Annotated in this window: 24 protein-coding genes and 5 pseudogenes; 18 read left to right on the plus strand and 11 right to left on the minus strand. The window is 71.3% G+C overall.

The window, feature by feature from the left end; all coding sequences use genetic code 11:
• Positions 1 to 166: 166 nt before the first annotated feature.
• Positions 167 to 664, minus strand: coding sequence for a CBS domain-containing protein (locus OIB37_RS01015; protein ID WP_330455578.1), 498 nt, complete (start codon positions 662 to 664; stop codon positions 167 to 169).
• Between the two features lie 462 nt (positions 665 to 1,126).
• Here OIB37_RS01015 and OIB37_RS01020 point away from each other — a divergent pair, with 462 nt between their 5' ends.
• Together OIB37_RS01020 and OIB37_RS01025 are read left to right on the plus strand one after the other, a co-directional pair.
• A complete protein-coding gene (locus tag OIB37_RS01020; protein WP_330455579.1) occupies positions 1,127 to 1,576 on the plus strand; it encodes a cyclic nucleotide-binding domain-containing protein in 450 nt (149 codons plus the stop codon).
• Between the two features lie 41 nt (positions 1,577 to 1,617).
• Positions 1,618 to 2,277 (plus strand): CBS domain-containing protein, encoded by a 660-nt coding sequence (locus OIB37_RS01025; protein WP_330455580.1) that lies wholly within the window; start codon positions 1,618 to 1,620, stop codon positions 2,275 to 2,277.
• Positions 2,278 to 2,429: 152 nt separating this feature from the next.
• Here the strand turns inward: OIB37_RS01025 and OIB37_RS01030 are convergent, their stop codons facing one another.
• From OIB37_RS01030 to OIB37_RS01040, 3 genes and pseudogenes are all read right to left on the minus strand, one after another.
• Positions 2,430 to 3,032 (minus strand): Rv1733c family protein, encoded by a 603-nt coding sequence (locus OIB37_RS01030; protein WP_330455581.1) that lies wholly within the window; start codon positions 3,030 to 3,032, stop codon positions 2,430 to 2,432.
• 34 nt (positions 3,033 to 3,066) lie between these two features.
• Positions 3,067 to 3,766: pseudogene (locus OIB37_RS01035) on the minus strand (CBS domain-containing protein).
• A gap of 231 nt (positions 3,767 to 3,997) precedes the next feature.
• Positions 3,998 to 5,692, minus strand: coding sequence for a sensor histidine kinase (locus tag OIB37_RS01040; RefSeq protein WP_330461744.1), 1,695 nt, complete (start codon positions 5,690 to 5,692; stop codon positions 3,998 to 4,000).
• Positions 5,693 to 5,877: 185 nt separating this feature from the next.
• Here OIB37_RS01040 and OIB37_RS01045 point away from each other — a divergent pair.
• The 3 genes and pseudogenes from OIB37_RS01045 to OIB37_RS01055 form a co-directional block, all read left to right on the plus strand.
• Positions 5,878 to 6,187, plus strand: a pseudogene (locus OIB37_RS01045) (pyruvate, phosphate dikinase); the annotation flags it as partial.
• 43 nt (positions 6,188 to 6,230) lie between these two features.
• The gene (locus OIB37_RS01050; RefSeq protein ID WP_443058247.1) at positions 6,231 to 6,398 is read left to right on the plus strand and encodes a putative PEP-binding protein; all 168 of its coding nucleotides are present in this window, start codon (positions 6,231 to 6,233) and stop codon (positions 6,396 to 6,398) included.
• Between the two features lie 62 nt (positions 6,399 to 6,460).
• Positions 6,461 to 6,772 (plus strand): annotated as a pseudogene (locus tag OIB37_RS01055) (pyridoxamine 5'-phosphate oxidase family protein); the annotation flags it as partial.
• Here the strand turns inward: OIB37_RS01055 and OIB37_RS01060 are convergent.
• Both OIB37_RS01060 and OIB37_RS01065 read right to left on the minus strand, forming a co-directional pair.
• Positions 6,762 to 7,460: a helix-turn-helix domain-containing protein gene (locus OIB37_RS01060; protein ID WP_330455582.1), complete on the minus strand. Its 699-nt coding sequence runs from the start codon at positions 7,458 to 7,460 to the stop codon at positions 6,762 to 6,764. The pseudogene OIB37_RS01055 and the gene OIB37_RS01060 overlap by 11 nt on opposite strands.
• Before the next feature lie 19 nt (positions 7,461 to 7,479).
• Positions 7,480 to 8,547, minus strand: coding sequence for a zinc-dependent alcohol dehydrogenase family protein (locus OIB37_RS01065; RefSeq protein WP_330455583.1), 1,068 nt, complete (start codon positions 8,545 to 8,547; stop codon positions 7,480 to 7,482).
• Between the two features lie 736 nt (positions 8,548 to 9,283).
• Between OIB37_RS01065 and OIB37_RS01070 the strand changes: the two genes are divergently transcribed.
• From OIB37_RS01070 to OIB37_RS01105, 8 genes and pseudogenes are all read left to right on the plus strand, one after another.
• Positions 9,284 to 9,943 (plus strand): CBS domain-containing protein, encoded by a 660-nt coding sequence (locus OIB37_RS01070; protein WP_330455584.1) that lies wholly within the window; start codon positions 9,284 to 9,286, stop codon positions 9,941 to 9,943.
• Between the two features lie 116 nt (positions 9,944 to 10,059).
• Complete coding sequence (locus tag OIB37_RS01075; RefSeq protein ID WP_330455585.1) at positions 10,060 to 10,761, plus strand: response regulator transcription factor; 702 nt, start codon at positions 10,060 to 10,062, stop codon at positions 10,759 to 10,761.
• 100 nt (positions 10,762 to 10,861) lie between these two features.
• Positions 10,862 to 11,158, plus strand: a pseudogene (locus OIB37_RS01080) (hypothetical protein); the annotation flags it as partial.
• Entirely contained in the window at positions 11,142 to 12,032 is an 891-nt protein-coding gene (locus OIB37_RS01085; protein WP_330455586.1) for a universal stress protein, read from the plus strand. The pseudogene OIB37_RS01080 and the gene OIB37_RS01085, both read left to right, overlap by 17 nt.
• 183 nt (positions 12,033 to 12,215) lie before the next feature.
• Complete coding sequence (locus OIB37_RS01090; protein WP_330455587.1) at positions 12,216 to 13,205, plus strand: Acg family FMN-binding oxidoreductase; 990 nt, start codon at positions 12,216 to 12,218, stop codon at positions 13,203 to 13,205.
• Positions 13,206 to 13,242: 37 nt separating this feature from the next.
• On the plus strand, positions 13,243 to 13,521 hold the full coding sequence (locus OIB37_RS01095; RefSeq protein WP_330455588.1) for a CBS domain-containing protein: 279 nt from the start codon (positions 13,243 to 13,245) through the stop codon (positions 13,519 to 13,521).
• Positions 13,522 to 13,701: 180 nt separating this feature from the next.
• Positions 13,702 to 14,607 (plus strand): pyridoxamine 5'-phosphate oxidase family protein, encoded by a 906-nt coding sequence (locus OIB37_RS01100; RefSeq protein WP_330455589.1) that lies wholly within the window; start codon positions 13,702 to 13,704, stop codon positions 14,605 to 14,607.
• A gap of 16 nt (positions 14,608 to 14,623) precedes the next feature.
• Entirely contained in the window at positions 14,624 to 17,023 is a 2,400-nt protein-coding gene (locus OIB37_RS01105) for a glycoside hydrolase family 65 protein (RefSeq protein ID WP_330455590.1), read from the plus strand.
• A gap of 112 nt (positions 17,024 to 17,135) precedes the next feature.
• Here OIB37_RS01105 and OIB37_RS01110 read toward each other — a convergent pair whose 3' ends face one another.
• From OIB37_RS01110 to OIB37_RS01120, 3 genes are all read right to left on the minus strand, one after another.
• The gene (locus tag OIB37_RS01110; protein ID WP_330455591.1) at positions 17,136 to 17,900 is read right to left on the minus strand and encodes an FAD:protein FMN transferase; all 765 of its coding nucleotides are present in this window, start codon (positions 17,898 to 17,900) and stop codon (positions 17,136 to 17,138) included.
• Complete coding sequence (locus OIB37_RS01115; protein WP_330455592.1) at positions 17,893 to 18,321, minus strand: FMN-binding protein; 429 nt, start codon at positions 18,319 to 18,321, stop codon at positions 17,893 to 17,895. Before OIB37_RS01115 ends, OIB37_RS01110 begins: the two co-directional genes overlap by 8 nt.
• A gap of 86 nt (positions 18,322 to 18,407) precedes the next feature.
• The gene (locus OIB37_RS01120; RefSeq protein ID WP_443058104.1) at positions 18,408 to 19,784 is read right to left on the minus strand and encodes a ferredoxin reductase family protein; all 1,377 of its coding nucleotides are present in this window, start codon (positions 19,782 to 19,784) and stop codon (positions 18,408 to 18,410) included.
• Positions 19,785 to 19,958: 174 nt separating this feature from the next.
• Between OIB37_RS01120 and OIB37_RS01125 the strand changes: the two genes are divergently transcribed.
• Together OIB37_RS01125 and OIB37_RS01130 are read left to right on the plus strand one after the other, a co-directional pair.
• On the plus strand, positions 19,959 to 20,702 hold the full coding sequence (locus OIB37_RS01125) for a response regulator transcription factor (RefSeq protein WP_330455593.1): 744 nt from the start codon (positions 19,959 to 19,961) through the stop codon (positions 20,700 to 20,702).
• A 14-nt stretch (positions 20,703 to 20,716) separates the two neighbouring features.
• Positions 20,717 to 22,159 carry a sensor histidine kinase gene (locus OIB37_RS01130; protein WP_330455594.1) on the plus strand — a complete coding sequence of 481 codons (1,443 nt, stop codon included), beginning with the start codon at positions 20,717 to 20,719 and terminating at the stop codon, positions 22,157 to 22,159.
• A 398-nt stretch (positions 22,160 to 22,557) separates the two neighbouring features.
• Here OIB37_RS01130 and OIB37_RS01135 read toward each other — a convergent pair whose 3' ends face one another.
• The gene (locus tag OIB37_RS01135; protein WP_330461746.1) at positions 22,558 to 23,412 is read right to left on the minus strand and encodes an NAD(P)H-binding protein; all 855 of its coding nucleotides are present in this window, start codon (positions 23,410 to 23,412) and stop codon (positions 22,558 to 22,560) included.
• A gap of 86 nt (positions 23,413 to 23,498) precedes the next feature.
• Here OIB37_RS01135 and OIB37_RS01140 point away from each other — a divergent pair, with 86 nt between their 5' ends.
• Positions 23,499 to 24,095 (plus strand): TetR/AcrR family transcriptional regulator, encoded by a 597-nt coding sequence (locus OIB37_RS01140; protein WP_330455595.1) that lies wholly within the window; start codon positions 23,499 to 23,501, stop codon positions 24,093 to 24,095.
• A gap of 216 nt (positions 24,096 to 24,311) precedes the next feature.
• Here OIB37_RS01140 and OIB37_RS01145 read toward each other — a convergent pair whose 3' ends face one another.
• Positions 24,312 to 24,677, minus strand: a complete 366-nt coding sequence (locus tag OIB37_RS01145) for a YybH family protein (RefSeq protein WP_330455596.1) — start codon at positions 24,675 to 24,677, stop codon at positions 24,312 to 24,314.
• A gap of 101 nt (positions 24,678 to 24,778) precedes the next feature.
• On the opposite strand from OIB37_RS01145, the gene OIB37_RS01150 reads away from it, so the two are divergent.
• Positions 24,779 to 25,714, plus strand: coding sequence for a LysR family transcriptional regulator (locus OIB37_RS01150; protein WP_330455597.1), 936 nt, complete (start codon positions 24,779 to 24,781; stop codon positions 25,712 to 25,714).
• 67 nt (positions 25,715 to 25,781) lie between these two features.
• A pseudogene (locus OIB37_RS01155) lies at positions 25,782 to 25,919 on the plus strand (IS630 family transposase); the annotation flags it as partial.
• Positions 25,920 to 25,928 lie beyond the last annotated feature (9 nt).

Genomic DNA, 25,928 nt, shown 5'->3' on the forward strand with positions numbered 1-25,928 from the left:
AGCGGCGTGCGACCCATACGGCCGATATACGCCCAGGGTGCCCTGCCCTCCGCCGAGCCCCGATGACCACGGGGTCTGCCGCATGGTGCGACGGCAGGATCGGCTCCCCGAGTACGGTGATGTCGCACGACCTCGTCCTGCCGCTTCCCGGGCAGCATGCAAGCGCCTACGGAATGGGAATTCCGCGTTGCGGCTCCGTTCCGCAAGGTGACAGCCCTGGCAGCGTAGCCCTTATGTGCGACGCCTCCTGTGCCTGTCCGGTGTGCGGGTGCAGACCGGCCGCAGCAGCCACGTAGTCCTGCGCCGTGAGCAGGCCGGTCAGACGTCCGTGCGGGTCGGTGACCGGCAGTGCGTCCACCTGTTCTTCGGCCATCATGGCCGCCGCGTGGAGCGTCGATTCCTCCGGATGAACCGTGACCGTGCGACGCCCGTACACGAGGTCGCGCACTCTCCGGCGAGACAGTGTCACTGCTGGGGCCGCGCAGGCGACGGCGAGTTCGGCGCGGTCCAGCACACCGGCGCAGCAGCCGTCCTGCCGGACCACCGGCAGATGGCGCTGCCCGGACCGCTCGACCACCTCCCAGGCCATCAGCAGCGTCTCGTCCTCGCTGATCGAGTGTGGCGCCCGTTGCATCAGGCCACCCACGGTGGGTCTCTCATCCACGGCTTCCTCCTCCAGTCAGCGCCGGCCGGCCCCAAGAACGTCACCGGTGGTTTTCCTCAGGACGGTCAGGTGGTGGTGAGCCTCGGCCAGGTATCTGCTCCTGACCGTCACCGGTGGTTTTCCTCAGGACGGTCAGGTGGTGGTGAGCCTCGGCCAGGTATCTGCTCCTGACCCTCATCCGAGCCACGGCGCACGTCATGAGCCGGTAGGGCCAATGTGAGGGGGCCATTGGGCCCTCGTATCCCGGAGTCGGAACAACCAGAACCCGCCGATGGAGCATCTGAGTCGCCGGCGGGCACGGCCCGCCGGACGAGGCGCTCGCTACCACGGATGTGCACGGAGTCCCTCGCGAGGGCCGGAACAGGCGGGGTAGGGATCCAGCGGGTGGGGCCTGGCGTCCCGTGGTGAATGGCCGGTGAGGGGCGCACGCTGGGATCAGGAACCACGAAGGGAGCCGGTGCGATGACCTCCGCCATCACCACCATGAACGCGGCGCTCCCCGCCGAGTATCGTGAACAGCTGATGCGGGCCGCCCACCAGGTCTCCTTCGAGGCCGGGACCCGTCTGTTCGAGGAGGGTCGGCGCGCGGACCGCTTCTGGATCGTGCGTACAGGGACTGTGGCCCTCGACCTGCACGTCCCCGGCCGCCGTCCCGCCGTCGTCGAATCCCTCGGCCACGGTGAACTGGTCGGCTGGTCCTGGCACTTCCCGCCGTACATCTGGCACCTGGGCGCCGAAGCGCTGAGCCCGGTGCGGGCCTGGGAGTTCGAGGCCGAGGCGGTCCGGACGAACGCCGAGTTCGGCCGGGCGACAGCGGTCTGGGTCGGCCGGGTGGTCGCCCAGCGGCTGCACGCCTCCCGCGTCCGGCTGCTGGATCTCTACGCACCCTACGGCAGCGGAGGCCTGACATGACCACCGTTTCCGGGCCTCGCCGGCGTTCCGAGGAGGCGAGCATGCCCGGCAGTCCGCACCACGTGAGTGACGTGATGACGCGTGCCGTCGTCGCGGTGGGCCGCAACGCCCTGTTCAAGGACATCGTCGAGCGCATGGCGCAGTGGCAGGTCAGCGCCTTGCCGGTGCTGGAGGGCGACGGCCGGGTGATCGGTGTGGTGTCCGAGGCCGATCTGCTGCCGAAGGAGGAGTTCCGGGACAGCGATCCGGACCGGCTCACACAGCTGCGCCGGCTGTCCGACCTGGCCAAGGCCGGCGCGGTGACAGCCGAGGAACTGATGAGCACCCCGGCCGTCACCGTCCACGCCGACGCCACACTCGCCGAGGCGGCCCGCATCATGGCGATCAAGCACGTCAAACGGCTGCCCGTGGTGAACTCCGAGGGGCTGCTGGAAGGCGTCGTCAGCCGCGGGGACCTGCTCAAGGTGTTCCTGCGCCCCGACAACGACCTCGCCGACGAGATCCGCCGCGACATCGTCGACGTCCTCTTCCCGGCACCCGTCGAGCCCGTGCACATCATCGTCAGCGAAGGAGTCGCGACCCTGACCGGCCGGATCGGCGCCGGGGACGCCACCCGTCTTCCGCTGGCCGTTCGCATGGTGCGGGGTGTCGAGGGCGTGGTGGGTGTGAATTGCCGGCTGACCGCGGCCGACACGGATTGAACCGATGAACCACGAACGGACCTGGACAGCCTGAGAGGCGCTTCCTGGGGATTTCCCGGAAGAGGGTGAAGAAGCCGCAGCCGACCACGACGCCACAGGGCAGGACGGTGGCGTCCGGGATCGGATGACGAGTCCCCGGGGAAGGGCCGCGATCAGCCCCTGCCCCCGCTGAACCTCCGCCATTCGGGTCCGGCCTGCTTCCACTCCTCGTCCCATTCGGCCAGGCGCCGCCGCATGAGCAGGCTGCGGCCGGCCCAGCCTGCGGCCCACACTGCCGCACCGGCCAGCGGGGCGACGAGGGCGCCGGTCAGGACCACCTGGAACGTCGCCTCGGTCCCCGTGACGGGTTCGGACACCACGCGGCCGGCACGGTTCGTCCACACGGTGAGCCGGGTTCCGTCCGGGGCGCCGGGGAACACCTTCACCAGGCCCGTGTGCGGCGAGCCGCCCGGGTCCGTCCAGCGCACGGTGGCCCATACCCGGCCGCGGTCGTCCCCTGACGCGGCGGTCGGGGTCTTCGCCACGTCGTCGGTGAGGACGGCGGACACGGCGTGCACCTCGGCCCGCCGTGCGGCGAACCCCGAGTCCGTGACCTGTGCCGCCACCACGCCCGCGAAGCCTCCACCGAGAACGGCGAGTGTCCATGCCACGAGCACGATCCAGGCCTCTGCGACGTCGCTGCGCCGCCGGAGCGGATTGCGCCGCCACCGCCACAGCCGTACGCGTGTCACCGTCGTGGGAGGTGTCCGCGCCATCGTCGCGCCTCCTCTCGCCTGCCGACGGCCACTGTCAGGCGGACGCTGTGGGCCTGGGGTCCGGCAGGTCCGGATCGAGATCCGGGTGACGACGGCGTCCGGTCAGGGCGCAGTGGACATCGACGACGCCCGGTACGGCCCGCGCCAGCAGCGTGGCGAGCGGCACGAGCGCCGTGTCGTCGACGTGACCGGTGAGCGTGACGACTCCGTCGTGCACCTCGACCCCCAGGGCTGTCGGGCCGGTGCCGAAGAGGCGGCCGACGACCTCCCGCCGCACCTCCTCGGCGATGTCCTCGTCATGGCGCAGGAAGACCTTCAGCAGATCGGAGCGGCTGACGATGCCCTTCAGCGCACCGTCGCTCCCGACGACCGGCAGCCGCTTCACCCTGCTGCGGGTCATGAGGCGAGCGGCGTGGCCGAGCGTGGCTTCAGGTGCCACGGTGAAGGCCGGGGCGGTCATCAACTCCGCGGCGGTCACCGCGTCCGCCTTGCGGACGTCGGCAAGGTGCTGCACCTGTCCGTAGCGGCCCACGTCGCCCTCGCGGTACTCCTCCCTTGGGCAGCAGGTCGGCCTCCGAGACGACGCCGACGACGCGCCCGTCGCCGTCCAGCACCGGAAGGGCGCTGACGCGCCACTCGCGCATCGTCTTCACGATGTCCTTGAAGGCCGCCCCCGTGCGCAGGGCGACGACCGTGCGGGTCATCACGTCGTTCACGGTCGGAATTCCGTCCATGGCGTTCTCCGGTGGCTCGGATGCCGTCTGCGACACCTTCAGCCTGCGGCCACAGACCCGCTCGAGGCATGGGCCGAGTGGCCCGTTCACGGCCCCAGGCGGGCCCGACGAAGGAATTCCGGCCTTCCCGACGACTACAAGTCGAACGGCTGTATCAAGCTCGAGCCCTGTGACATCGCGTGGTGGTTCAGCCACATGAACCACACGGCAGCGCCAGCTGTGCCGTCGTCCCTAGGCCGCGGGCAGCGGGACCCGCCACTCCAGCTTGGCACCGTCGCCGTCGGGGCTGGACAGGGCCAGGCGGCCGCCCAGCTGTTCCGCCCGCTCGGCCATGTTCCGCAGTCCGCTGCGACGACCGTCGGCCGGGATGCCCACGCCGTTGTCCGAGACGACGAGGACCGCTTCGCGGCCGTCCGTGGTCAGTACGACCTGCGCGCGGCCTGCGCGGGCGTGCCGGGCGATGTTGGTGAGGGCCTCGGAGAGCACGGCCACGACGTGGTCGCCGATGTCGCGCGGTACGTCGGTGTCGACGAGGCCCTCCATGCGCAGGCTCGGGGTGAAGCCGAGCACGGGAACGGCGTCGCCCACCACGCCGACGACTCTGGCGCGCAGTCCGCTTCCGTTGGCACCTTCGCGCGCCCGCAGGCCGAAGATGGTCGAGCGAATGATCTTGATGGTCTCGTCCAGGTCGTCGACGGCCCGCCGGACCCGTTCGGAGGCTTCCGGGTGCTCGATGAAGCGGCCCGCGCTCTGCAGCGTCATCCCGGTGGCGAACAGGCGCTGAATGGCCAGGTCGTGCAGGTCCCGGGCGATCCGGTCGCGCTCCTGGAGCACCGCGATCTGCTCGGAGTCCTGCCGGCGTTCGGTCAGTTCCATCGCGATGGCGGCCTGCGCGGCGAAGCTCCGCAGCATCTCGGTCTCCTTCTGCGAGAACACCGTCCGGCCGGCCTCACGCGCCAGCAGGACCACGCCTCGGGTCCCGCCCTCTGCCGTACCGATGGGGACGGCGACAGCGGGGCCCAGTCCGCTGAAGCGCGGGGGTTCCTGAGAGATTCGTGCGTCACGGGTGACGTCGTCGCTGGCGACCGGAGCGGCGGCTGTGTACGCCAGTCCCATCAGGCTCTCGTGCAGGGGCAGCACCAGCCCTCGGTGTGCCTCCGCATCCACGCCGACCGCGATCTCCACGGTGAGTGACTTCGTGTCCTCCACGGGCATCGCGACCGCAGCCAGCGCCGAGCCCGTGATCTCCCGGGCACGTTCCGCGATCAGGTCCAGCGCCTCGGCGCGCGCGCTGTCGGACATCAGGCAGTGGGTGATGTCGGCGTTGGCCCGCAGCCAGCGTTCGCGCAGCCGGGAGTCCTCGTACAGGCGGGCGTTGTCGATCGCCACGCCGGCGGCGACGGCGAGCGTCGACAGCAAAGACTCGTCCTCCTCCTCGAACCGCGCGCCGCCACGCTTCTCGGTCAGATACAGATTGCCGAAGACCTGCTCCCGCACTCGGATCGGGACCCCGAGGAAGCTGTTCATGGGCGGGTGGTGGGGCGGAAAGCCGTAGGAGGCCGGATGCTCGGAGATCTTCTCCAGCCGTAGCGGCCGCGGGTGACGGATCAGCTCGCCGAGGATGCCGTGACCCTCGGGATAAGGACCGATCGCGGTGATCCCCTCCTCGGCCACACCGACGGTGTGAAAGGCCGACAGGGTCCTGCCGTCGGGGCCGATGACGCCGAGGGCGGCGTACTCCGCGTCCACGAGGACCGCGGCCGTCTCCACGATGGAGTGCAGGGCCTGCTCCAGGTCCAGTTCCCGGCCGACGGACAGAACGGCCTCCAGCAGGCTGTGCACCCGGTCGCGGGTGCCCCGCGCCGCTTCAAGACGTGCCTGCAGCTCATCGAGCAGGTCGTCCAGCTTCAGTTGTGGCAGTGCCATGCGGAAACCCTCGGGGCTGTTCACCACGCTCCTCCTGGCCGCTCGGTACGCGGGCGCGGACCCATCGGATCGCTTCGCCTTCCACGGTATCGGCCCGCCGTGGAAGGCGGAACTTCACCGCCGTGGCCACCCATGCCTCGGCCCCGGCATTGAGGCAGGCCGACGCCTCGGGGGCCGGTCGGCCCACCGCACTGGAGACCGCCACCGGGCGGCGGCTGGGACAGCCGGACGATCCCCTGCTGGTGTCCGTGCGCTCCGGGGCCCGGTTCTCCATGCCCGACATGATGGAAAGGTCCTCGACATCGGACTGAACGACGCCTCCGGGCGCGGTCTTGCCAAGGTGTCCGGGCGCGAAGGCTTCGCCTGGGACTCCTACCGACGGCTCGTCCAGATGTACGGCAGCACCGTCATGGGTGTCGATCCGACGCTGTTCGCCGAGGCCATGGCCCTGCTGAAGGACGCCCGCGAGGCCCCGACGACGTCCACCTGCCGGCTGGTCCGGATCGCCGTCGAGGAGGGCCGAGCCACCCGCCCCGGACTGCAGGGCGGCGTCTGCGGCGAGCACGGCGGCGACCCCGACTCGATCCACTTCTTCCACGCCGCCGGACTGGACTACGTCTCCTGCTCGCCGTTCCGGGTCCCGGTGGCCCGCCTGGAGGCCGGCCGGGCCGCGCTGAGCAGTGCGGACTTCAGCGACAGCAGATGAGCACCGGTACCGGAGAGGGAACGCGGCCATGATCCGCAATGACGACTCGGGGCGCAGGCGCATCCCTGGGGAGGATCGTCTTCACCGAACATGCGCTGCCCACCGCCCGCCCGGTCAACCATGTCCTGGACGGCGGCGACGTCGTCATCCGCACCCACGAGGGCGCGGCCCTGACCTCCCAGGCCCGGCATGCCGCCGGCACCGGTGTCGTCGTCGCCTATGAAGCCGACGCCATCGACCCGGACACGCGCCTGGGCTGGAGCGTCGTCGTCACGGGATACGCGCGCCTGGTGACCGACACCGACGAACTGAACCGTATTCAAGAGCTGTTGGAGCCCCTGCCGTACCACCCAGTGCGCCCCCTCACACGGTGATCCGTCGTCCGGAGACGACGAGGGGACCGATGCGGATCCACAGGCTGCGAAAGCCCCCTGCCCAGGGTTCGCTGTGCGCCCGTTCCGTGAGCCGGCGCTGCTCGTGGGGGTCCGTGACGACGTGTGCCGGTCCACGGGCCAGAACGCTCCAGCCCTGGCTGAACGCGTCGTCGATGCGGTCGACCTCGAAGGCGACCTGGCAGCCGTCGGCCAGGGAGGGGGTGGCCCCTCGGGCGGTCCGGAAGACGACGGCACCGTCCACCATGCTGTAGTTGACGGGCACGATCACCGGCCCGGATTCCGTGGGGACCGCGAGCCTTCCCACTGCGTGGGCCGCCAGGAGTGTGCGGCACTCGCCGGGACGCATCGTGGTGAACTCCGGTGCGTGCCCGGCGCGTCCGGTTCCGGGTGGCAGGTCGGCGGCGCCGCCGGTGAGTTCGGTGACCGTGGTCTCCAGTACCTCGGCCAGCCTCGTCAGCGCATCGATGGCCGGTGTGGCCCCCGGATGCTCCTCCAGGTACCCGAGATAACTGACCGCCATCCCGGCTCGTGCCGCCACCTGGCGTCGTGTCAGGCGCAGCTTCACCCGCCGGGCGACGAGCCGACGGCCCAGATCGCCCAACGGCGCCCCCGTGGCGACCTCGACGGACGCGTCCGTCGTCACGCTCGCCCTCGCTCGTTCGGTCATGATCGGTCACCTTGTCTCGTCAGGCCGTGGGCACGGCCACTTCGTGCTGCTCCCCGCCGAGCACCACCTTGAGCGCGCCCGTCTCGGCGGCCCGGGAGAAGATCTCGTACGCCTCCTCCATCAGGTCCAGCGGGAAGGTGTGGGTGACCAGCTCCGCGGTGGGCAGTCGGCCGGCGGCGGCCATCCGCAGCAGCGTGGGGGTTGAGTACGTGTCGACCAGTCCGGTCGTGATCGTGACGTTCTTGCTCCACAGCTCTTCCAGGTGCAGCGTGGCCGGCCCGCCGTGCACGCCGATGTTCGCCACGTGCCCGCCGGGACGGACCATGCGGGTGCACAGCTCGAAACTCTCCGGGACCCCGACCGCCTCGATCACCACGTCCGCGCCGAGCCCGTCGGTCAGATCCGCCACCAGCTGGCGCGGAGCCTCGTGCGCGTCCGCCACCGCGTCCGCGCCGAGCCGCCGGGCGGCCTCCAGGCGGGCGGGCGCCAGATCCACCACGACGATCCGCGCCGGCGCGAACAGGCGGGCCGTGGCGATCGCCGCGAGCCCGATCGGGCCGGCACCGACGATGACCACCGTGTCTCCGGGACGCACCCGGCCGTTGAGGACGCCCACCTCGTACGAGGTGGGGAAGATGTCCGCCAACAGCACGGCGTCCTCACTGCGGACCGTGCCGGGCAGCGGGTACACGGACAGGTCGGCAAAGGGCACCCGCACGTACTCGGCCTGGGTCCCGTCGACCAGGTGGCCCAGGATCCAGCCACCGCCGCCCCGGCACTGACCGTAGCTGCTGTCCCGGCAGTAGGAGCAGCGGCCGCAGGCGGAGATGCACGACATCAGCACCCGGTCGCCCGGTCGCACCGTGCGCACGTCGCCGCCGGTCTCGACGATCTCACCGACGGCCTCATGACCCAGTACCGTGCCCGGACGGACCTCGGGCACGTCCCCTTTGAGGATGTGCAGGTCCGTCCCGCAGATGGTCACGACGCCGACCTTCACCATCGCGTCGGTCGGCTCCTTGATCCCGGGATCCGCGACTTCTTCCCAGAACGCCTGCCCGGGACCGTGGAAGACGAAGCCTTTCATGACGCCCCTCTCTTCGGTCTGTCCCGGGACCCCGTTCCGGTGCGCCCGACAGGGAGGTCGGGCCGGGCCCCGGCGCGGTGCCGGAAGGGCCCCGCACCTTCAAGAGTGCGGGCTGTGCGACAGGCTCCGCTTGGGCCGACCGGCCCTCGCGGCCGGTCGGTCGGCGCCCGCCCGCGCCCGGTCCCGATGCCCTTGGTGGCCCTCGTCCGGATCCGGTCGGCCCTACCGGCCGTTTCCGAGCCGCGCTTCGGCTCGTAGCGTCGACGACGGCACAGCAGCGGGCCAGGGCGGCAGTCGGGCGGCCGGGGAGACCCGATCCACCCACGCAGGGGGGCGGCCGGGACCGCCGGGACCACGGGCAGGGCCTGAGGCCTGTGGACACGGCCCTCGCCACACACTGTTGGGCGAGACCGCGGCCGACCATGGCACCGGCGTCCGCACCACAGTCGTTCGACGCCGGCGGCTGGAGGACGCGCCGGTCGAGGTCAGGCAGACTCTGGTACCACAGCGCCGGCAGCCCGGCTCTCGGGCGAGTCCACGAGGCCTACGGTGAGGGGTCGGGACATCGTCTCCACCTCCTGGGCAACGCATCCGGTTCCAGCGTGGCGGCGCGGCGACAGGCCGGGGCAGAGGCCGAACGGCCCGGCCGGGGACCGAGGGGCCCTGTCGCAGGTCGTCGTACCGGCACATGCTGGAAGTCGGCAGGAACGCCCACCGACGGCCATACGGAGGCATCATGTTCAGCAGCCCGCACATCGTCAGCGATGTCATGACCCGCACGGTCGTCTCCGTCGGCCGGTGGGCCTCGTTCAAGGACATCGTCGGCATGATGCAGGAGCGGCGGGTCAGCGCCCTGCCCGTACTCGAGGGCGAGGGCCGGGTCGTCGGTGTGGTCTCCGAGGCCGACCTGCTGCCCACGGAAGAACTCCGGGACAGCCCCGAGAAGGGCTACGCGCTGCTGCGCCCCGCCGAGGTGACGAAGGCCGGCGCACTGACCGCGGGGGACCTGATGTCCTCCCCCGCGATCACGGTCCCGGCGAACGCCACCCTGGCCGAGGCTGCACGGATCATGGCTCGCGAGAAGGTCAAGCGGCTGCCCGTCGTCGACGAGGCCGGGCTGCTGGAGGGCGTGATCAGCCGCGCCGACCTGCTCAAGGTCTTCCTGCGCGACGACGAGGACATCGCCGAGGAGGTTCGGCGGGAAATCGTGTCGTACCTCTTCCCACTGCCGACCTCCAGAATCCATGTGGACGTGCACGACGGAGTCGCCACACTGACAGGGCGGGTCCGCGACGCCGCCCTGGTCCCCGTGGCCGCGCGGCTGGTGCTGGCCGTCGAGGGAGTCGTGGACGTGGGGTTCGACCTCGCCCAGGGCGAGAGGCCGGGGCAGGCGTAGGGGGTCCTCGTCGCTGTGCGGCAGGGCCCGGTCGGCCCTGGTGCGACCGCGGCCCACGAGTGATGATCGGGATGGACGGCCGCAGTCCGTCCATCCCGGGGAAACGAGGGGTCTTCATGGCCGAGACACGCACCTTCACGGAACAGGACCCGATCCGGGTGTTCCTGCTGGACGACCACGAGGTCGTGCGACGCGGCCTGACCGACCTGCTCGACGCCGAACCGGACATCCGTGTGATCGGTGACGCGGACACCGCGGAGCACGCCCTCGTGCGCGGACCGGCGCTGCGCCCCGACGTGGCCGTGCTCGACGTACGTCTCCCGGACGGCGACGGCATCACCGTCTGCCGCGAGCTGCGCAGCCGGATGCCGGAACTGGCGTGTCTGATCCTGACGTCGTTCGACGACGAGGAGGCCCTGCTGGACGCGATCATGGCCGGCGCGGCCGGTTACGTCCTCAAGCAGATCAAGGGCTCCGACCTGGTCTCGGCCGTGCGCACCGTCGCCTCAGGCCAGTCGATGCTCGACCCCGCGACCACGGCCCGGCTCCTGCACTCGCTGCGCGCCGGCCCGGCCGAGGAACCGTCCCTCCCCCCGGAGCTGACGGGCCTGTCGCCACGGGAACGGGACATCCTCGCTCTCATCGGCGACGGCCTCACCAACCGCGAGATCGGCAAGAAGCTGTACCTGTCGGAGAAGACCGTCAAGAACCACATCTCCCGGCTGCTGGCCAAGCTCGGCGTGCAGCGCCGGGTCCAGGCGGCCGTCCTGGCCTCCCACCTGGACCAGCACGAGACCGGAAACCACTCCGCGCACTGATCGCGCTCGCGGAACCCTCGGTCAGGCAGAGGTCAGGTACCGGCCCGCCGGTGCCTACCCCGGTTACCTCTACAGCGACCTCGCGTCCCTCTGCGAACGCTGCGGCAGACTCAAGGGCCGCCCGGGGCCGGTGACCGTCCTGTCGGTGCTCACCATGCCCGCGGGTGACATCACCCGTGCCGAACCGGGCCGGCCAGGAAGGGCCACCGGGATCGGCCCGACGACCGATGGGCACTGGCACATCAGCCGTACCGAGGCCTTCAATGGAATCGGCGACGGCACTCCTCCACGCCGCCGCAGCAAGGAGGCAAGGGCGATGTCCACTCCCGCATCGACGAAGAACAGCGACCATGCCGCCCTGTCGGTGATCGGAGGCAGCCGTGTCCCGGCCCGGTGACCGCCGGCCGATCGTGGTGGGCGTCGATCCCGACCCCGCTCACCGGATGGCGCTGGCCTGGGCGGCCGACGAGGCCACGCGCCGTCGGCTGCCGTTGCGTCCGGTCCTCGTCGAGGGCGTGCCGACCAGGGGCTACGGAAGGGGGGAGATCCCTCCGTCCTGGGAGGAGTGGAACCAGGCCCTGCACAAGGCCGGGAAGCGGGCACTCGAAGAGACCGCGGAGTTCGTCGCGGCGAAGCACCCACAGCTCGAGGTGGACACGCTCCTCGCGGAGGGCGATCCCGTGTGGGTGCTGCGCGAGCAGAGCCGCGACGCCACGGCTGTCGTGCTGGGCTCACGACACCTGAGCCGGGCCCAGGAGGTGTTCGGCTCCGCCTCGGTCGCGGTGCCCGTCATGGCCCATGCGCACTGTCCTGTGGTCGTCGTCCCCGAGCCGGAACACGTCAGCCAGGAACCCGAGCGCCCCGAGTACTACGTCGTCGGGGTCGACGGCAGCGAACACTCCGCCGCGGCGGTCGACGTGGCGTTCGAGGAGGCCGCCCTGCGTGGTGCCGAGCTGCGAGCCCTGTTCGTCTGGCAGCCCGGGATGCTCAGGGTCTTCGACGAACACGGGCCGCAGCAGGAGTGCCGCCGGATGCTCTCCGAGATCGTGGCCGGCCGCCGCGCCCGCTACCCCGAAGTCGACCTGCGCCACGAACTGGTCGTCGGGCATCCCGTGCAGGTGCTCACCGAGGCCTCGGCCCACGCGCTGGGCCTGGTGGTGGGCACCCGAGGGCGCGGGGGCTTCACCGGCATGCTGCTGGGCTCGGTCAGCCAGGGCGTGCTGCACCACGCTCGTTGCCCCGTCATCGCCGTCCCGTACACGGCCGCGTAGGCGACCGCGGCCGTCACGGTCCACCCGGCCCCGCGTCAGGCCCGTATGGCCCCTGCCCGTAGCGGTGCGCGAAGCCCACGCTGGAGACCGGATCCGGAGCGACGTACTCGGCCTGTCGTCCGCGGCGCCGGCCGCGGTCTAGCTGACCGAGGCCGGCGCACCTGGCAGCGAAGGGAAGCCACCGTGTCTGCAGAACCCTTTGACGAGGACACCATCACAGGGCTCGTGGCGGACGCCACAGCGGCCCCCTCGCTGCACAACGCACAGCCCTGGAGATTCCGTTACCTGGGGGGCGTCGGCGTCCTGCGCCTGTACGCCGACCTGAAACGTGCCCTGCCGCGCACCGACCCGGAGAGGCGGGGTCTGCATCTGGGCTGCGGTGCCGCGCTGCTCAACCTGCGCGTGTCAGCCGCCGCCGCAGGGCTGGCGCCGGTCGTCCGGCTGCTCCCGGACCCGGCCGACCCCGGGTTCCTCGCCGAGGTGCACCTGCGCGCCACCGCACCCCCCGACCAGGCGCTCGCCCTGCTGCACCCCGCGATCCACCGCCGTCACTCCAGCCGCCACCCCTACCGCGACGAGGAAATCCCCGCCACGGTACGGGAGCACCTGTGCGGCGCTGCCCGCGCCGAGGGTGCGCAGCTGCTGTTCCCCGGCGCCTGGCACGTGCGGTCGATCCTGGAGCTGGTGTGGGACGCCGAGGGGCAGGAGGCGGAGGACGCCGGAGTGCGCGGCGAAACCGCGCAGTGGGCACGGACGGAACCGTCGGGGACCGCTGAGGCGCCTGACGGGATCCCCGCCGAGGCGTTCGGCCCACGGCAGCGCGGTACCGCCGCCCCCGTGCGTGACTTCGCCGTCGGACGCCCGATGCCGGGCCGCCCGTGGGCGTCCTTCGAGAAGAACCCACAGATCGCGATTCTGGGCACAGCCCGTGACGGGCCGGCGGAATGGCTTCGCGCCGGACAGGCACTGGAACGGGTCCTGCTCCGGGCCACCACGGACGGGCTGGTCGCCTCAGTGACCTCCCAGCCGCTGGAATGGCCGGAACTCAGGTGGGTGGCTCGCGACCCGGTCTCGTCCATGGCCCACGTACAGATGGTGCTCCGGCTCGGCTACGGCCCCCAAGGCCACCCGAGCCCGCGCCGGCCGGTGAACGAAGTGCTCGACATCGTCTGAGCAATGGCATGGCCCGAGCAACGACGGAGGCAGCACCATGAAGGTCTCCGAGGTGACGACCGCCCCTCCCGTGTGCGTCGCGGGCAGCGTCTCCCCTGTGGACGACCTCCAGGTGGCCCACCTGACGTTCCGCCGCGCCGGTGTGCGACGCCTTCCGGTCCTCGACGGTGGCCGGGTGGTCGGCGTCCTGACCACCGACGACCTGTTCCTGGACGTATTCCGGCGGCCGGCCGACCTGCTGGGACCGGCTGCCCGGAGCGTGATGCAAGAGCCGCCCGGGCCGCCTTCGGCACGCGGCGGTCCGTATGAGCCCTGAACCGGCCCGGCGGGGAACGGCCGCGCTGCGCGAGGCGCCCCGCCACGGACGCCGGCGTGCGACGGGCGTCCCACGTGCCAAACCCCGAGGTGAGGCTTCTGCCGGGCGACGAACTCCTGCGGCACCGTGCCCCGCGTGGCAGGTTGGACACATCACCATTCTGAGGAGAGGGCGGCGATCATGCGAGCTCACCTCGGCGACCAGCTCGTCGTCGAAAGCCGGGCGACCGGCGCCGGCAGGCGCGACGGCGAGATCGTCGGACTCCACCACGAGGACGGAACACCCCCCTACGATGTGCGCTGGTCGGACACGGACGAGGTGACGCTCGTGTTCCCCGGGCCCGACGCACACATCAGCCACCTCCAGACCGCGCGAGAAGCACAGCCGGACACGGGTGAGGCGGGGACCATGTCCACAACCGCCCCACCGCGCGAGGCGGCCAACCCCGGCGACATCGGCCGCCGCGTGGCCCTCGAGCGCCGGCGACAGGGAGTCAGCATGGAGGAGGCAGCCCGCCGCGCCCGGATGTCGCCCGACTATCTCGCCTACCTCGAGGAACAGCCGGCGGACCCGACTTCGTCCACTCTCATCAGGCTGGCCGGCGCACTGGGAACCACGGTCGCCGCTCTGCGCGGCGGCGGCATCGATCTCCCACCGGGCCAGGGACACGCACTGCTGCACCCTCGGCTGAGGGACCTCGGCCCGGAGGAATGCCGCACCCTGCTCTCCACGCACGGCGTGGGACGCGTCGCGGTACGGACGTCCGACGGCCGCCCGGCGGTCGTCCCGGTCAACTACGAGGTCATCGACGACGCCATCGTCTTCCGGACCGATCCGGGCTCCGTGACCGCAGCGGCCGCGGGCAAGGAGGTCGCATTCGAGGTCGACCACGTGGACGAAGCCCTGAGTCAGGGCTGGAGCGTACTCGCCGTCGGTCCCGCGAGTGTGGTGACGGAGCCCGACGCCGTACGCAGGCTCACCCAGCATGCCCACACCACGCCGTGGGCGGGCGGTGAGCGCGAGATGTGGGTGTCGATCAGGCCCGCGAGCCTCACGGGCCGCCGGATCACTCCGGCCGATCAGTAGGCGGACAGGCCGGCGGATGTCGGAATGGACATGGGAGTGGACGGGCTACGACCCCACCGCCGAACAGTTGCGTGAATCTCTCTGCACACTGGGCAACGGCTACTTCGCCACGCGGGGCGCGCTGCCGGAGTGCCGGGCCGACCTGGTGCACTACCCGGGAACCTACGCGGCCGGGTGCTACGACCGCCTGGATTCGACCGTGGCGGGGCGCCGGGTGGTGAACGAGGATCTGGTCAATCTCCCGAACTGGCTGCTTCTCCGGTTCCGTCTGCGCCGCGCCGAGGGCACGTGGGGCCCGTGGTTCTCTCCCAGCACGCACTCCCTCCTGGACCACCGCCACACCCTGGATCTGCGCCGTGCCACCCTCACCAGGTCTTTCCGTCACCGGACCGGCGAGACGGGTGTGCTCGGCGTGGAACAGACCCGTCTGGTGCACATGGGGGATCCTCACCTGGCCGCGCTTCGGACGGTCTTCACCGCCGAGGGCTGGTCCGGAGAGATCGAGATCGAGAGCTGTCTCGACGGTGAAGTGATCAACGGCAATGTGCACCGCTACCGCGCGCTCAGTCACCGCCATGTGACCCGGGTGCGGACGGGCGCACAGGAGCCTCACACGGTCTGGCTGAGCTGTCGCACCAGCACGTCGGACATCGCTGTCGCCCTGGCTGCCCGGACAAAGGTGGTCTCCGACCGGCCCCCGTCGTCGGAGCTTCGTCCTGGCCGCCACCGTGCCACTCATCGCCTCGTGATCCCGGCCGTCCCGGGCCGTCCCGTCACCGTGGAGAAGACCGTGGCACTCCACACCTCACGGGACACAGCGATCAGCGACCCCCTCGGCGAAGCGGTCGACCGGGTGTCAAACGCGGCGGACTTCCCCACTCTCCTGGACTCCCATACCGCCGCGTGGGAGCAGTTGTGGCGGCGAGCGGACATCCAGGTGTCCGGCGAGGCCGGCCGCACTCTGCGATTCCATCTCTTCCATGTCCTGCAGACGCTGTCACCGCACACCGCGGATCTTGACGTGGGCGTCCCGGCCCGGGGACTGCACGGCGAGGCGTACCGGGGTCATGTCTTCTGGGACGAGCTCTTCGTCCTGCCGTATCTCAACCTCCACTTCCCGGAGGTCTCCCGGGCGCTGCTCAACTACCGCCACCGGCGCCTCCCGCGGGCCTGCCGGGCGGCCGCCGCGGCCGGCCGGGCCGGGGCCATGTACCCGTGGCAGAGCGGCAGCGACGGCCGTGAGGAGTCCCAGGAGTGGCATCTCAATCCCCGCTCGGGCCGTTGGCTGCCGGACCACTCCCGGCTTCAGCACCACGTGGGCTCGGCGATCGCCTACAACGTGTGGCAGTACTGCGAGGCCACCGGCGACACGGAGTACCTGCACACCAAGGGCGCGGAGATGCTGCTGCAGATCGCCCGCTTCTGGGCGGACCTCGCCGTCCTCGACACCGCCACGGGCCGCTACCGGATCCGCGGGGTGGTCGGCCCCGACGAGTACCACGACAGCTACCCGGGTGCCGAGTCGCCGGGACTGGACGACAACACGTACACCAATGTCACCGCCGCCTGGGTCCTCACCCGCACGCTGGAACTCCTGCGGCGCCTTCCCGCATGGCGTCGCGAGGAACTGTTCCAGCGGGTCCGGCTGGGAGCTGAGGAAGTGCCCAAGTGGGAGGAGGTCTCGCGTCGGTTGCGGGTGCCCTTCCACCAGGGCGTCATCAGCCAGTTCGACGGCTACGACAACCTCGCCGAACTCGACTGGGACGCCTACCGCGCGCGCTACGGCACCTTCCGGCGGCTGGACCGGATCCTCGAGTCCGAGGGCGACACGGTCAACCGTTTCAAGGCGTCCAAGCAGGCCGACGTCCTCATGCTCGGCTACCTGTTCTCGCCCGCCGAGCTGCGGGCTCTGTTCCGGCGTCTCGGCTACGACCTGGACGACGACATCTGGCGCAGAACCGTGGACTACTACCTGCGGCGCACCAGCCACGGCTCCACCCTCAGCGAACTCGTCCACGGCCTGGTCCTCGCCAAAGCCAGACGGGCCGAGGCATGGCAGTACGTCCACGACGCCCTGGAAGCGGACATCGCCGACATCCAGGGCGGCACGACAGGCGAGGGCGTCCATCTCGGGGCCATGGCCGGGACCCTCGACCTGGTGCAACGCGGCCTGACGGGACTGGAGACGCGCGAGGACGCCCTGTGGCTGCACCCGGTGCCTCTCCCCACGCTCTCGGAATACGGTTTCACGATGCACTATCGCGGTCACTGGGGCATTCGTGTACGGCGCCGCGGGGGTCAGTTGGAGATCGCCGTCCCGGACTCGGACGAGTCGTCGATCCGAGTCGTACTGGCCGACCGTGCGGTGACCGTCGCCCCCGGGGAGACGTGCGTGCTCGTGCTGCCGGAGGAGTGACCGACACCGCCTCTGCGCGAGACGGTACGGGAGGCAACCGACGACCTCGTGCACGGCTGAACTCATCGCAGAGAGAGCCGGATCCCGTCGCCATGGCCGCGTGGATCGGTGATCACTCAGCGGTGAGGGCCGACGGCGGAAAGTCCCTGCTCGCCCGGACCGAACCGTCGTCCGAGACGGTGAGGAGGGCGTAGCCGGGCTGCGAGGCGATCCATTCGTGCGCTTCGCCGGCTCCCAGCACGACCGCCGCCGTCGCGAACACGTCGGCCCACACCAGCGTGGGGCCCGTGACCGTGGCGGAGAGCAGGCCCCGTGCCGGCCGTCCGGTACGTGGGTCGCTGATGTGGCCGCCCCGCTCTGTCGTGCCGGAGGTGGCGACGGCGATGTCGCGGCCCTCGACGCACGTCAGCAGGTGCCCGGGGCGCCGGGGGTCGCTGATGCCGATCCGCCACACGCCCGTGCTCCCCGCCCGCACGTCGCCGCCGGCGTTCACGCACACGTCCGCGGCTCCCGCCTCCCGCAGAAGGCGCCACGCGCGTTCTGCCGCCCAGCCCTTGACGAGCCCGCAGGGGTCAGGCGCACCGTCCGCCCAGACGTCGAAGGCCCCCCGGGTGCGACTGTGTGCCGTCTCGCACAGCTCCAGCACGTGCCGTACCTGAGGGGGCACCGTGTCGCGCCGGACCTCGCCGCGGCGCAGGCGGCTGATCACGCTGTCGGTGCGGAAAGGCGAGTACACCCGGTCGGCATCGTGGAGGAGGCGCACGGCGCGGGTCAGGGCACCCCGCAGACCGGGGGTGGGCGCGTGGCGGAGGTCGAACGAGACGACCGTGCCCATGACCTCCTCGGTGTGCCGCATCCGCTCGTCCGCCTCAGCCACTCGCCTTGTCCAGGGCGCTCTGCAGGGAACGGACGTACCCGCCGCTCGTGTATGTCGCTCCCGAGACGGCGTCGATGCGGGCGCTCTGTGCGTCGAGCGCCTCACCGGTCAGGCGCGGCACCGCGTAGGAGGCGATCTCGCGGTCCCGCGGATTGCCGTCCGGCGTGCGCAGTGCGGTCACACCCGTGAGCCTTCCGCCCCGCAGGGTGATCCGCACCTGAACGGGTCCGTAGGGAGTGTCGACCGTGTCGCCCGTGTAGACGCCCGAGGGGTTCGCGGTGGTGCCGTGTCCCTGCAGCGGCGAGGTTCCGCCCGTGGGGCCGGCCGCCGCCGCGGGCGCGGGCGGCTGGTGCGGCTTGAGAGCGAGCAGCGTGGTGATGCCGGCCGCGGTGGCGGCGAAGGTGAACAGGGTACGGCGCATGAAGGTCTCCGGCGGGAGGGTGGTGGAGGCAGGCACGAACCGGCCGACGCCCGGGAACGGGCTACGGGGACGCTGCCGGACAGGGCCTAGAAGGTGAACGACTCGCTGTGGATGCGGCGGGAGGGCACTCCTGCCGCCCGCAGGGCGTCGCGGGCGGCCTCGGCCATCCCCGGCGGTCCACACACGTAGCAGTCACGGGCACGGACGTCGGGGACCAGGGCCCGCAGGTTCCGCGCGTCGAGCGGGAGCCGGTAGCCCGCCGGTTCGCTCACCGAGAGGTGGAGCCGGGCGCCGCGAGTGGCCGCCAGCGTCTCCAGTTCGCCGCGCAGGACCAGGTCCTCGGGCCTGCGGGCCCAGTACAGCAGCACGGTGTCGCCGGGCAGCGTCTCGAACAGAACCCGCAGGGGCGTGATGCCGACACCCCCTGCCAGGAGCAGGCTCCCGGTACCGCGGGCGCGATCCGGCGTCAGCGCGCCGTACGGCCCCTCCGCCCAGACCCGGGTGCCGGGACGGAGCCGCGCCAGCTGGGCGCTGTGGTCGCCGGCGGCCTTGACCGTGATCCTCAGTCCACGGCCGTCGGCCGGCGCCGACAGCGAGTACGGCGAGGAGGTCCACCGCATGCCGGGCGCCATGAACCGCCAGCGCATGAACTGCCCGGGGCGCACGTGCAGCTCCTCCATGCGGTCGCCCGTGATGAGCACCGACACCACGCCCGGGCCCTCGGGCCTGACCTCGGCGACCCGCAGTCGGTGCCGGCGCGACAGACGCAGGGGTTCCAGCACGCGGAACCAGCAGATCAGTCCCGCGACACCGCCGTACAGGGCGTACCAGCATGCCTGGGCCGCGGGATGACCCACGAAGTCCGCCCCGGTCGACAGTTGGTGCCCGAAGGCCAGGAACACGGCGGCGTAGGTGGCGAGATGGAGGTGGTACCACGTCTCGTGGCGCAGTCGGCGGCGTGCGGCCCGCGCGGAGACGAAGGCGGTGACCAGGAAGATCACGAACGCGGCGAGCGCCTTGAGCATGTCCGGGTAGTGCAGCAAGACCTGACCTGCCTCGGTGACCGGCGACGTGCGACCGGTCAGGGCATAGCCCTCGATGATCAGCAGCAGGTGGGCCGTGACGAGCGTGATCGTGTACCTGCCGAGCCAGGCGTGCCACCGCGCCAGGCGGTCCGGACCGGCTGTGCGGTCCAGCCAGGGCATCCGGCTCATCAGCAGCACCACCAGCGCGCACAGGTATCCGGCCAGCAGCCCCGACAGGCGTCCCGCTCCCGTCAGCCAGCCCGGCAGACCCACCACGGTGGACGTGTCCGACCACCACAGCCCGAGTACGCCGATCCCCCCGGCCACGGCCGCCAGTCGTACCGACCAGACGATCACCGCGACAGGCACGCCCCGCCGGCGGACCGGTCCTCGGTGATCGCGCGGCGCGCTGAGGAGTCGTATGCCGTCAGTGCTCACGCTGTGGTGCTCCTTGCCCGCGGGGACCACCGCGCCGGGCGGCGCGATGAGAGCACCGTGGCCGAGCAGGCTCTGAAAACCCTCTGAACGGGGGCGATGACCGGGTGGTTCAGAGGAAACTCAGAGGATTCCCGTACGCGTGGGTCCTCACGCATGCCGCATGCTGGAGGCGCGATGAACACCCACGACTCCCCCACCCCGCCCCTGCGTACCTCCGACGGAAGGATGCCTCGCGCCCTCGTCGTGGACGACGAGGCCGACCTCACCGACGTCGTAGCGGCCGCCCTGCGTTCCGAGGGCTGGCAGGTGCGCACCGCGGCCGGTGCGGCCGAGGCGCTCACCGCAGCCGCTTCGTTCGAGCCGGACGCCGTGGTCCTCGACTGGATGCTGCCCGACGGCGACGGACCGGGCGTCCTGCGCGCACTGCGCCGTGACCGTCCCAGCATCTGTGTGCTCTTCCTCACCGCACGCGACGCCGTGGAAGACCGTGTCGCCGGAATCACGGCCGGCGCCGACGACTACGTCACCAAGCCCTTCAGCATCGAGGAGCTCCTGGCCCGGCTGCGCGGTCTGATGCGCAGAGCCGGCCTCACCGCGCGGAGCGCACCGGACAGCACACACCTCGTCTTCGGCGATCTGGTCATGGACGAGGACGCCCGTGAGGTCACCCGCGGCGGCAGCCCCGTAGAGCTGTCCCGGACCGAGTTCGAGCTCCTGCGCTACCTCATGCGCAATCCCCGGCGCGTACTCTCCAAGGCCCAGATCCTCGACCGCGTCTGGGCCTACGACTTCGGGGGCCGTGCCCACGTCGTCGAGCTGTACATCAGCTACCTCCGCAAGAAGATCGACGCGGGTCGGCCGCCACTCATCCACACCGTCCGCGGCGTGGGCTACGTCCTGCGCCCGGCACTGCGATGATCCGCGCGAGGGGCATGCCCCGGTCCCTGCGGGCACGTCTGACCGCGGGACTCGTGTGCCTGCTCGCGCTCGCCTGCACGTGTGTCGGCATCGTCACGGTCCTGGCGCTGCAAGGGTTCCTCGTCAGCCGCCTGGACCAACAGCTCGTCACTGCCGGCGGCCGGTTCGCCGCCAGCCTGGAACACGAGGCACGGCCCGACGCCGACAACGTCCCGGACACCCGAGGCCAGGCCGACGGCACGTTCGGCGCCCGCACCCTGGACGGCCGGGTCACCGTGGCCGCGGTCGTGCACGGGGCCGCCGACCTCACCGTTCCGCTGACCACGCGCGACCGGCGCACGCTGCTCGCCGTACTCCCCGACGGCCGGCCCCGCACGATCCACCTGAGCGCCACCGGTGCCTACCGCGTCGCCGCCTGGCGCGGCGACGACCGTGACATCCTGCTCACCGGCCTGCCCCTGCACCCGGTCGAGGAGACCGTGCACCGGCTCGAGGCCGTGGAGTCGGTCGTCTTCGCCGCGGTCCTCGTCACCGCGGGCGTGGCCGGCGCGCTGTGGGTACGACGCTCTCTGCGTCCGCTGGACGAGCTGGACCGTACGGCCCGGGACGTGACCGCCCTCCCGCTGGCCGCCGGACAGGTCGCCATGCCACCGCCCCTGCCGGCGGACCGCCCCGACACAGAGGTGGGCCGCCTCACCCATTCCTTCAACCAGCTGCTCGGTCACGTCGGCGACGCCCTCGACCGCCGCCACCGGGGCGAAGAGCGCCTGCGCACCTTCGCCGCCGACGCCGGACACGAACTGCGGACCCCCGTCGCCACCATCCGCGCCCACGCCGAACTCGCCCTGCGGCAGGCCGCACCCCTGCCGGGCGACGTACGGCACGCCCTGGAGCGCATCGAGGTGCAGTCACGGCGCATGAGCGTCCTGGTCGACGAGCTCCTGCTCCTGGCGCGGCTCGACGCGGGACGCGAGCTCCGCCGGGAACCCGTCGATCTGACCCGCATCGTGCTGGACGCCACCGAGGACGCCGCCGCCCGTCACCCCGGACACCGCTGGGAACTCGATCTCCCCGAAGAACCGGTGGAGGTCACCGGCGACCCGGAACGCCTCCAGCAGGCCGTGACCAACCTCCTCAGCAACGCGGGCCGCCACACCCCGGAAGGCACCCGCGTCGACATCGCCCTGTCGGCCGGACCGCGGTGGACGCGGCTCTCCGTCACCGACGACGGCCCCGGCATCCCCGCCGATCTCCGCGCGCGGGTGTTCGGCCGCTTCACCCGGGGCGACACCTCCCGCGCCCGTGCCACCGGCTCCACCGGCCTCGGACTCGCCATCGTGGACGCCGTCGCCCGGGCGCATTCGGGACGCGCGGAGGTACAGAGCAGGCCCGGCCGCACCTGCTTCACCCTCGTCCTGCCGAGCGCGCGCGATGGGCAGCCGGTCGAACCCCCGTGATCCACGGGGGAGTCGGTGGGCGGACCTCGATCAGTTCGGCTCACCCGAGCGGCGGGCACCGCGGTGGATGAACTTGCTGGGCAAGCAGTTGTGCGAGCCGATGGGCCGCCGGCGGGACGACGGGGGGAGCTGACGGTGGCCCGGTCTCCGCCCCGCCGGCGACCGCCGCCTCCCGACGCCTGCGAGCGGCGCGCACACCTCTCGCATGTAATTCCCCGTCGACGAAGCATGCTTGGACCGCAGGCTGCGCGTTCTGTCGGTACGCCGATGCCCCGGGCCACCTGAGTCTCACGCGTCCACACGCCCGGCACATCCCAGAGGCGGGGGCCGGAGGCGGGGGCCGGAGCAACGGTGGACTGAGGGCTGCGGGCCGGGGCCCCAGGTCGCGCTCGACGAGGTTACGAGCCCTCCGTGAACGCGGTGGCGTGGTCGGCGGCCCACTGGCGGAGCGTTCGCGGTGCGGTCCCGAGGATGTCGGTCACCGCAGTGGTGACGTACGCGGGCTGTCCGACCGCCGCGCTCCACGCGGCGAGCAGCATGTCGACGACCGAAGCGGGCGCCGTACCCTCCGACAGGCTTCGGAACTCGTCCGGCGTCATCTCCTCGAATGCGATCCGGCGCCCCAGGGCGTCACCGATGACGTCCACCTGCGCGGCTTGGGTCAGCGATTCGGGTCCGGTGAGGACGTAGTCGCCTCCGACGTGTCCGTCCTGACAGAGCGTCCGCGCCGCGACGGCTGCGACGTCGCGGTCGTCGACCGGTGCCGTCTCGGCGGCGCCGTAAGGCCACCGGACGACTTCGCCCTCCCGGATCGCGGGCGCCCACCAGGCCAGAGAGTTCGACGCGAGCATCCCCGGCCGGATGATCGTCGACTCGAGACCGGTGGCCGCGATGAGTCGCTCGATGTCGGCGTGCAGTAGCGCCATGGGATTGGGCTGCTGGAAGAAGGGGTGCGCCGTCTGGTGCGGGGAGGAGAGGAAGACGACCCGCCGTACGTGGGCTGCCAGTCGCTCGATGACTGCCGCGGCGGTGCGAGGCGGGGCGGTCCACACGAGGAAGACCGCACCGGCGCCTTTCAATGCCGGGTCGAGCGACTCGGGCGCGGTGAGGTCGCCGGTAAAGACCTCGACCTTCGCCGGAAGGGTTGCCGCCGCCTCGGGGCGATGGGTGAGGGCGCGGACCGGCACGCCCGCGTCGAGGAGTCGGTCGATGACGACGCGGCCGATCCGGCCCGTCGCCCCGGTCACGAGCACGGGAGGAATGTCTGTCTGATTCACGCCGCCATGAAAACGTTACTCGGTTAAAAAAGCAACTCGGTAATGAATGTTACGGTGGATGGATGAGCGAGCCGACGGGACTGCGGGCCCGCAAGAAGGAGCGGACACGCGACGCCATCGGCAACGCGGCCGTCTCACTGTTCCTGGAGCACGGCTTCGACCGCGTTTCGGTCAACGACATCGCCGCGGCGGCCGAGATCTCCAAGCCGACCCTCTTCCGGTACTTCCCCACCAAGGAAGACCTGGTGCTGCACCGGTTCGCGGACCATCAGGGCGAGGCGGCACGCGTCGTACGTGACCGCGGGGCGGGCATCGAGCCGGTGACGGCGCTGCACCGGCACTTCCGGGCCGGCCTCGATCGGTACGACCCCGTCACCGGCCTCAACGATCATCCCGAGGTGGTGGCGTTCCACCGGCTGGTGTTCAGCACACCGAGCCTCGCGGGACGACTCACGCAGTACCAGCTCGAGGACGAGGAGGCACTGGCCGACGCCCTCGGCGAAGGCATCCAGGCACGCTTGCGAGCAGCCCAGGTACTCGCGGTCCAACGGGTGCTCGCCCGGGCCAACTGGCAGAAGATCGCCGACGGCCGGACCGCCAGCGACGTCCACCCCGAGGCCGTGGCCGATGCCGACCAGGCATTCAACCACCTGCACTGACAGGCAACACTCCTGGCCGAAGAAGACTGCGCGGCCCGGTGCACGCGTTGCCACGGGCCCGGTCAGACCGCTTCCGCGGATCCTGACGGCCACCGGCTCGCTCGTCGGAGACAGGTCGCCGGCACGGTCCCCATCCGGTAGCCACGGAAGGTGACGGGGCACGGCCGGACAGCTCGCCGTCAGGTGGCCGCCGACGGGAACTCCGGACCGACCACCTCAGCGGGTGAGCGAGCGGAACTCAGGCTGGTCCACGATGCGTAGCCGGGTACCGTCGGATTGCCGGCGGACCACCTGCGCTCGGGCGCCGGCGCCGCCCTTGGGTGGGGTCGAGGTGAGGGCGATGTCCCCGCAGACGAGCGTCGGAAGCGGCTTCTCCGGTTCGAATCGGGGCGCGCCGGCGAGCACCTTCTCCCACAGTTGACGGATGGCTTCCCGACCGGTCGTCACGCTGCCCGGTGGGTAGGCCATCACCGCGTCCTCCTCGTACAGCGCGGCGAGGCCGGCGGCGTCACCGGCGTTGGCGCGTTCCACGAAGAGGCGGGTGAGGTCCTCCGGCTTCAGGGCCTTCTCGTTCTCGGACACGACGCCCCCTCCCCCGGGCCGATTTCCAGCGCGTCCGTCTTCGAGCGGCGACTCGACCAAAGGCCAATCAATCGTCACGACCCGTTCTACAATCAGGAGTTATGGAGCTCAGGCAGTTGAAGTACTTCCTCGCTGTTGCCCAAGAAGCGAACTTCACTCGCGCCGCCGAACTTGTCCATATCAGCCAGCCCGGGATCAGCGCTCAGATCCGTCAGCTCGAGAACGACCTCGGGGCGACGCTCATCGATCGGTCGGGCCGCAGCGCCGGGCTGACCGCGGTCGGGGAGGTCGCGCTCGACCGCGCGCGGTCTGTGCTGGCGGCGGTGGATTCGCTGCGGCAGGCCGTCGACGAGATGAACGGACTCGTTCGAGGCAAGCTCGTCGTCGGCATGGTCACGGCGTGCACCATCACCCCGTTGTTCGATGCGCTGTCCAGCTTCCATCGCGCGTATCCGGGCGTGGAGATCAGCCTTGTCGAGGACGACTCCGACCAACTCGTCGACCGCGTCCGCGAGGGATCCGTCGACCTGGCCCTGGTCGGCACGGCCGGCGAGCCGCCGGACGACCTCGACGGATGGCAGATCGTCGCCGAGCCCATCATCGCCGCGGTGCCACCCGGTCATCCGCTGGCCGAGCAGGGTTCGGTCACCCTCGCCGAACTCAGCGCGCACCCGATCGTCTGCCTGCCTCGCGGGACCGGGATCCGCGCGGTACTCGACCAGGCCGCTGCCGCACTGGGTCTCACGTTGACCATCTCCCTGGAGGCGAGCGCCCCCGGCGCGGTGGTCAACCTCGCGGAGCGAGGGCTCGGGGTGGCCGTGCTCTCCGAGTCCATGGTCGCCCGGCACGAGAAGCTGCGGACCGTGACCATCAGCGACGTCGGCATCTCCGCGGTGCTGGCCCTGATCGCCGCGCCCACCAAGAGCCCGGCACTGTCTGAATTGCTGGTGCACTGCCGGCGATCCTTTGGCGAGCCACGGCGCGAGGAGCTGGTGCCGGTGAGCGGAGTGGCCGACGGCAGTGCTGTGACCGCATAGGCTCGCCGTGTTGGTGGTCGTGGCGGTTGGATGCGTGGTGACGTCCGATCCGACCGCTGGAAGCGCGGTGGCCGCGCCTGTCCGTGTGCGCAGACTGACCGACCAGGAGGGGCAGCGGCTGCAGCGGATCGTGCGCCGGTGCAGTACAAGTTCAGTGCGTTACCGGCGCACGATGATGCTTCCGGCCCCGTCCGGCGGGAACCGGTGCCGATGA

The sequence above is a fragment of the Streptomyces sp. NBC_00820 genome (assembly GCF_036347055.1).
Taxonomy (GTDB): Bacteria; Actinomycetota; Actinomycetes; order Streptomycetales; family Streptomycetaceae; genus Streptomyces.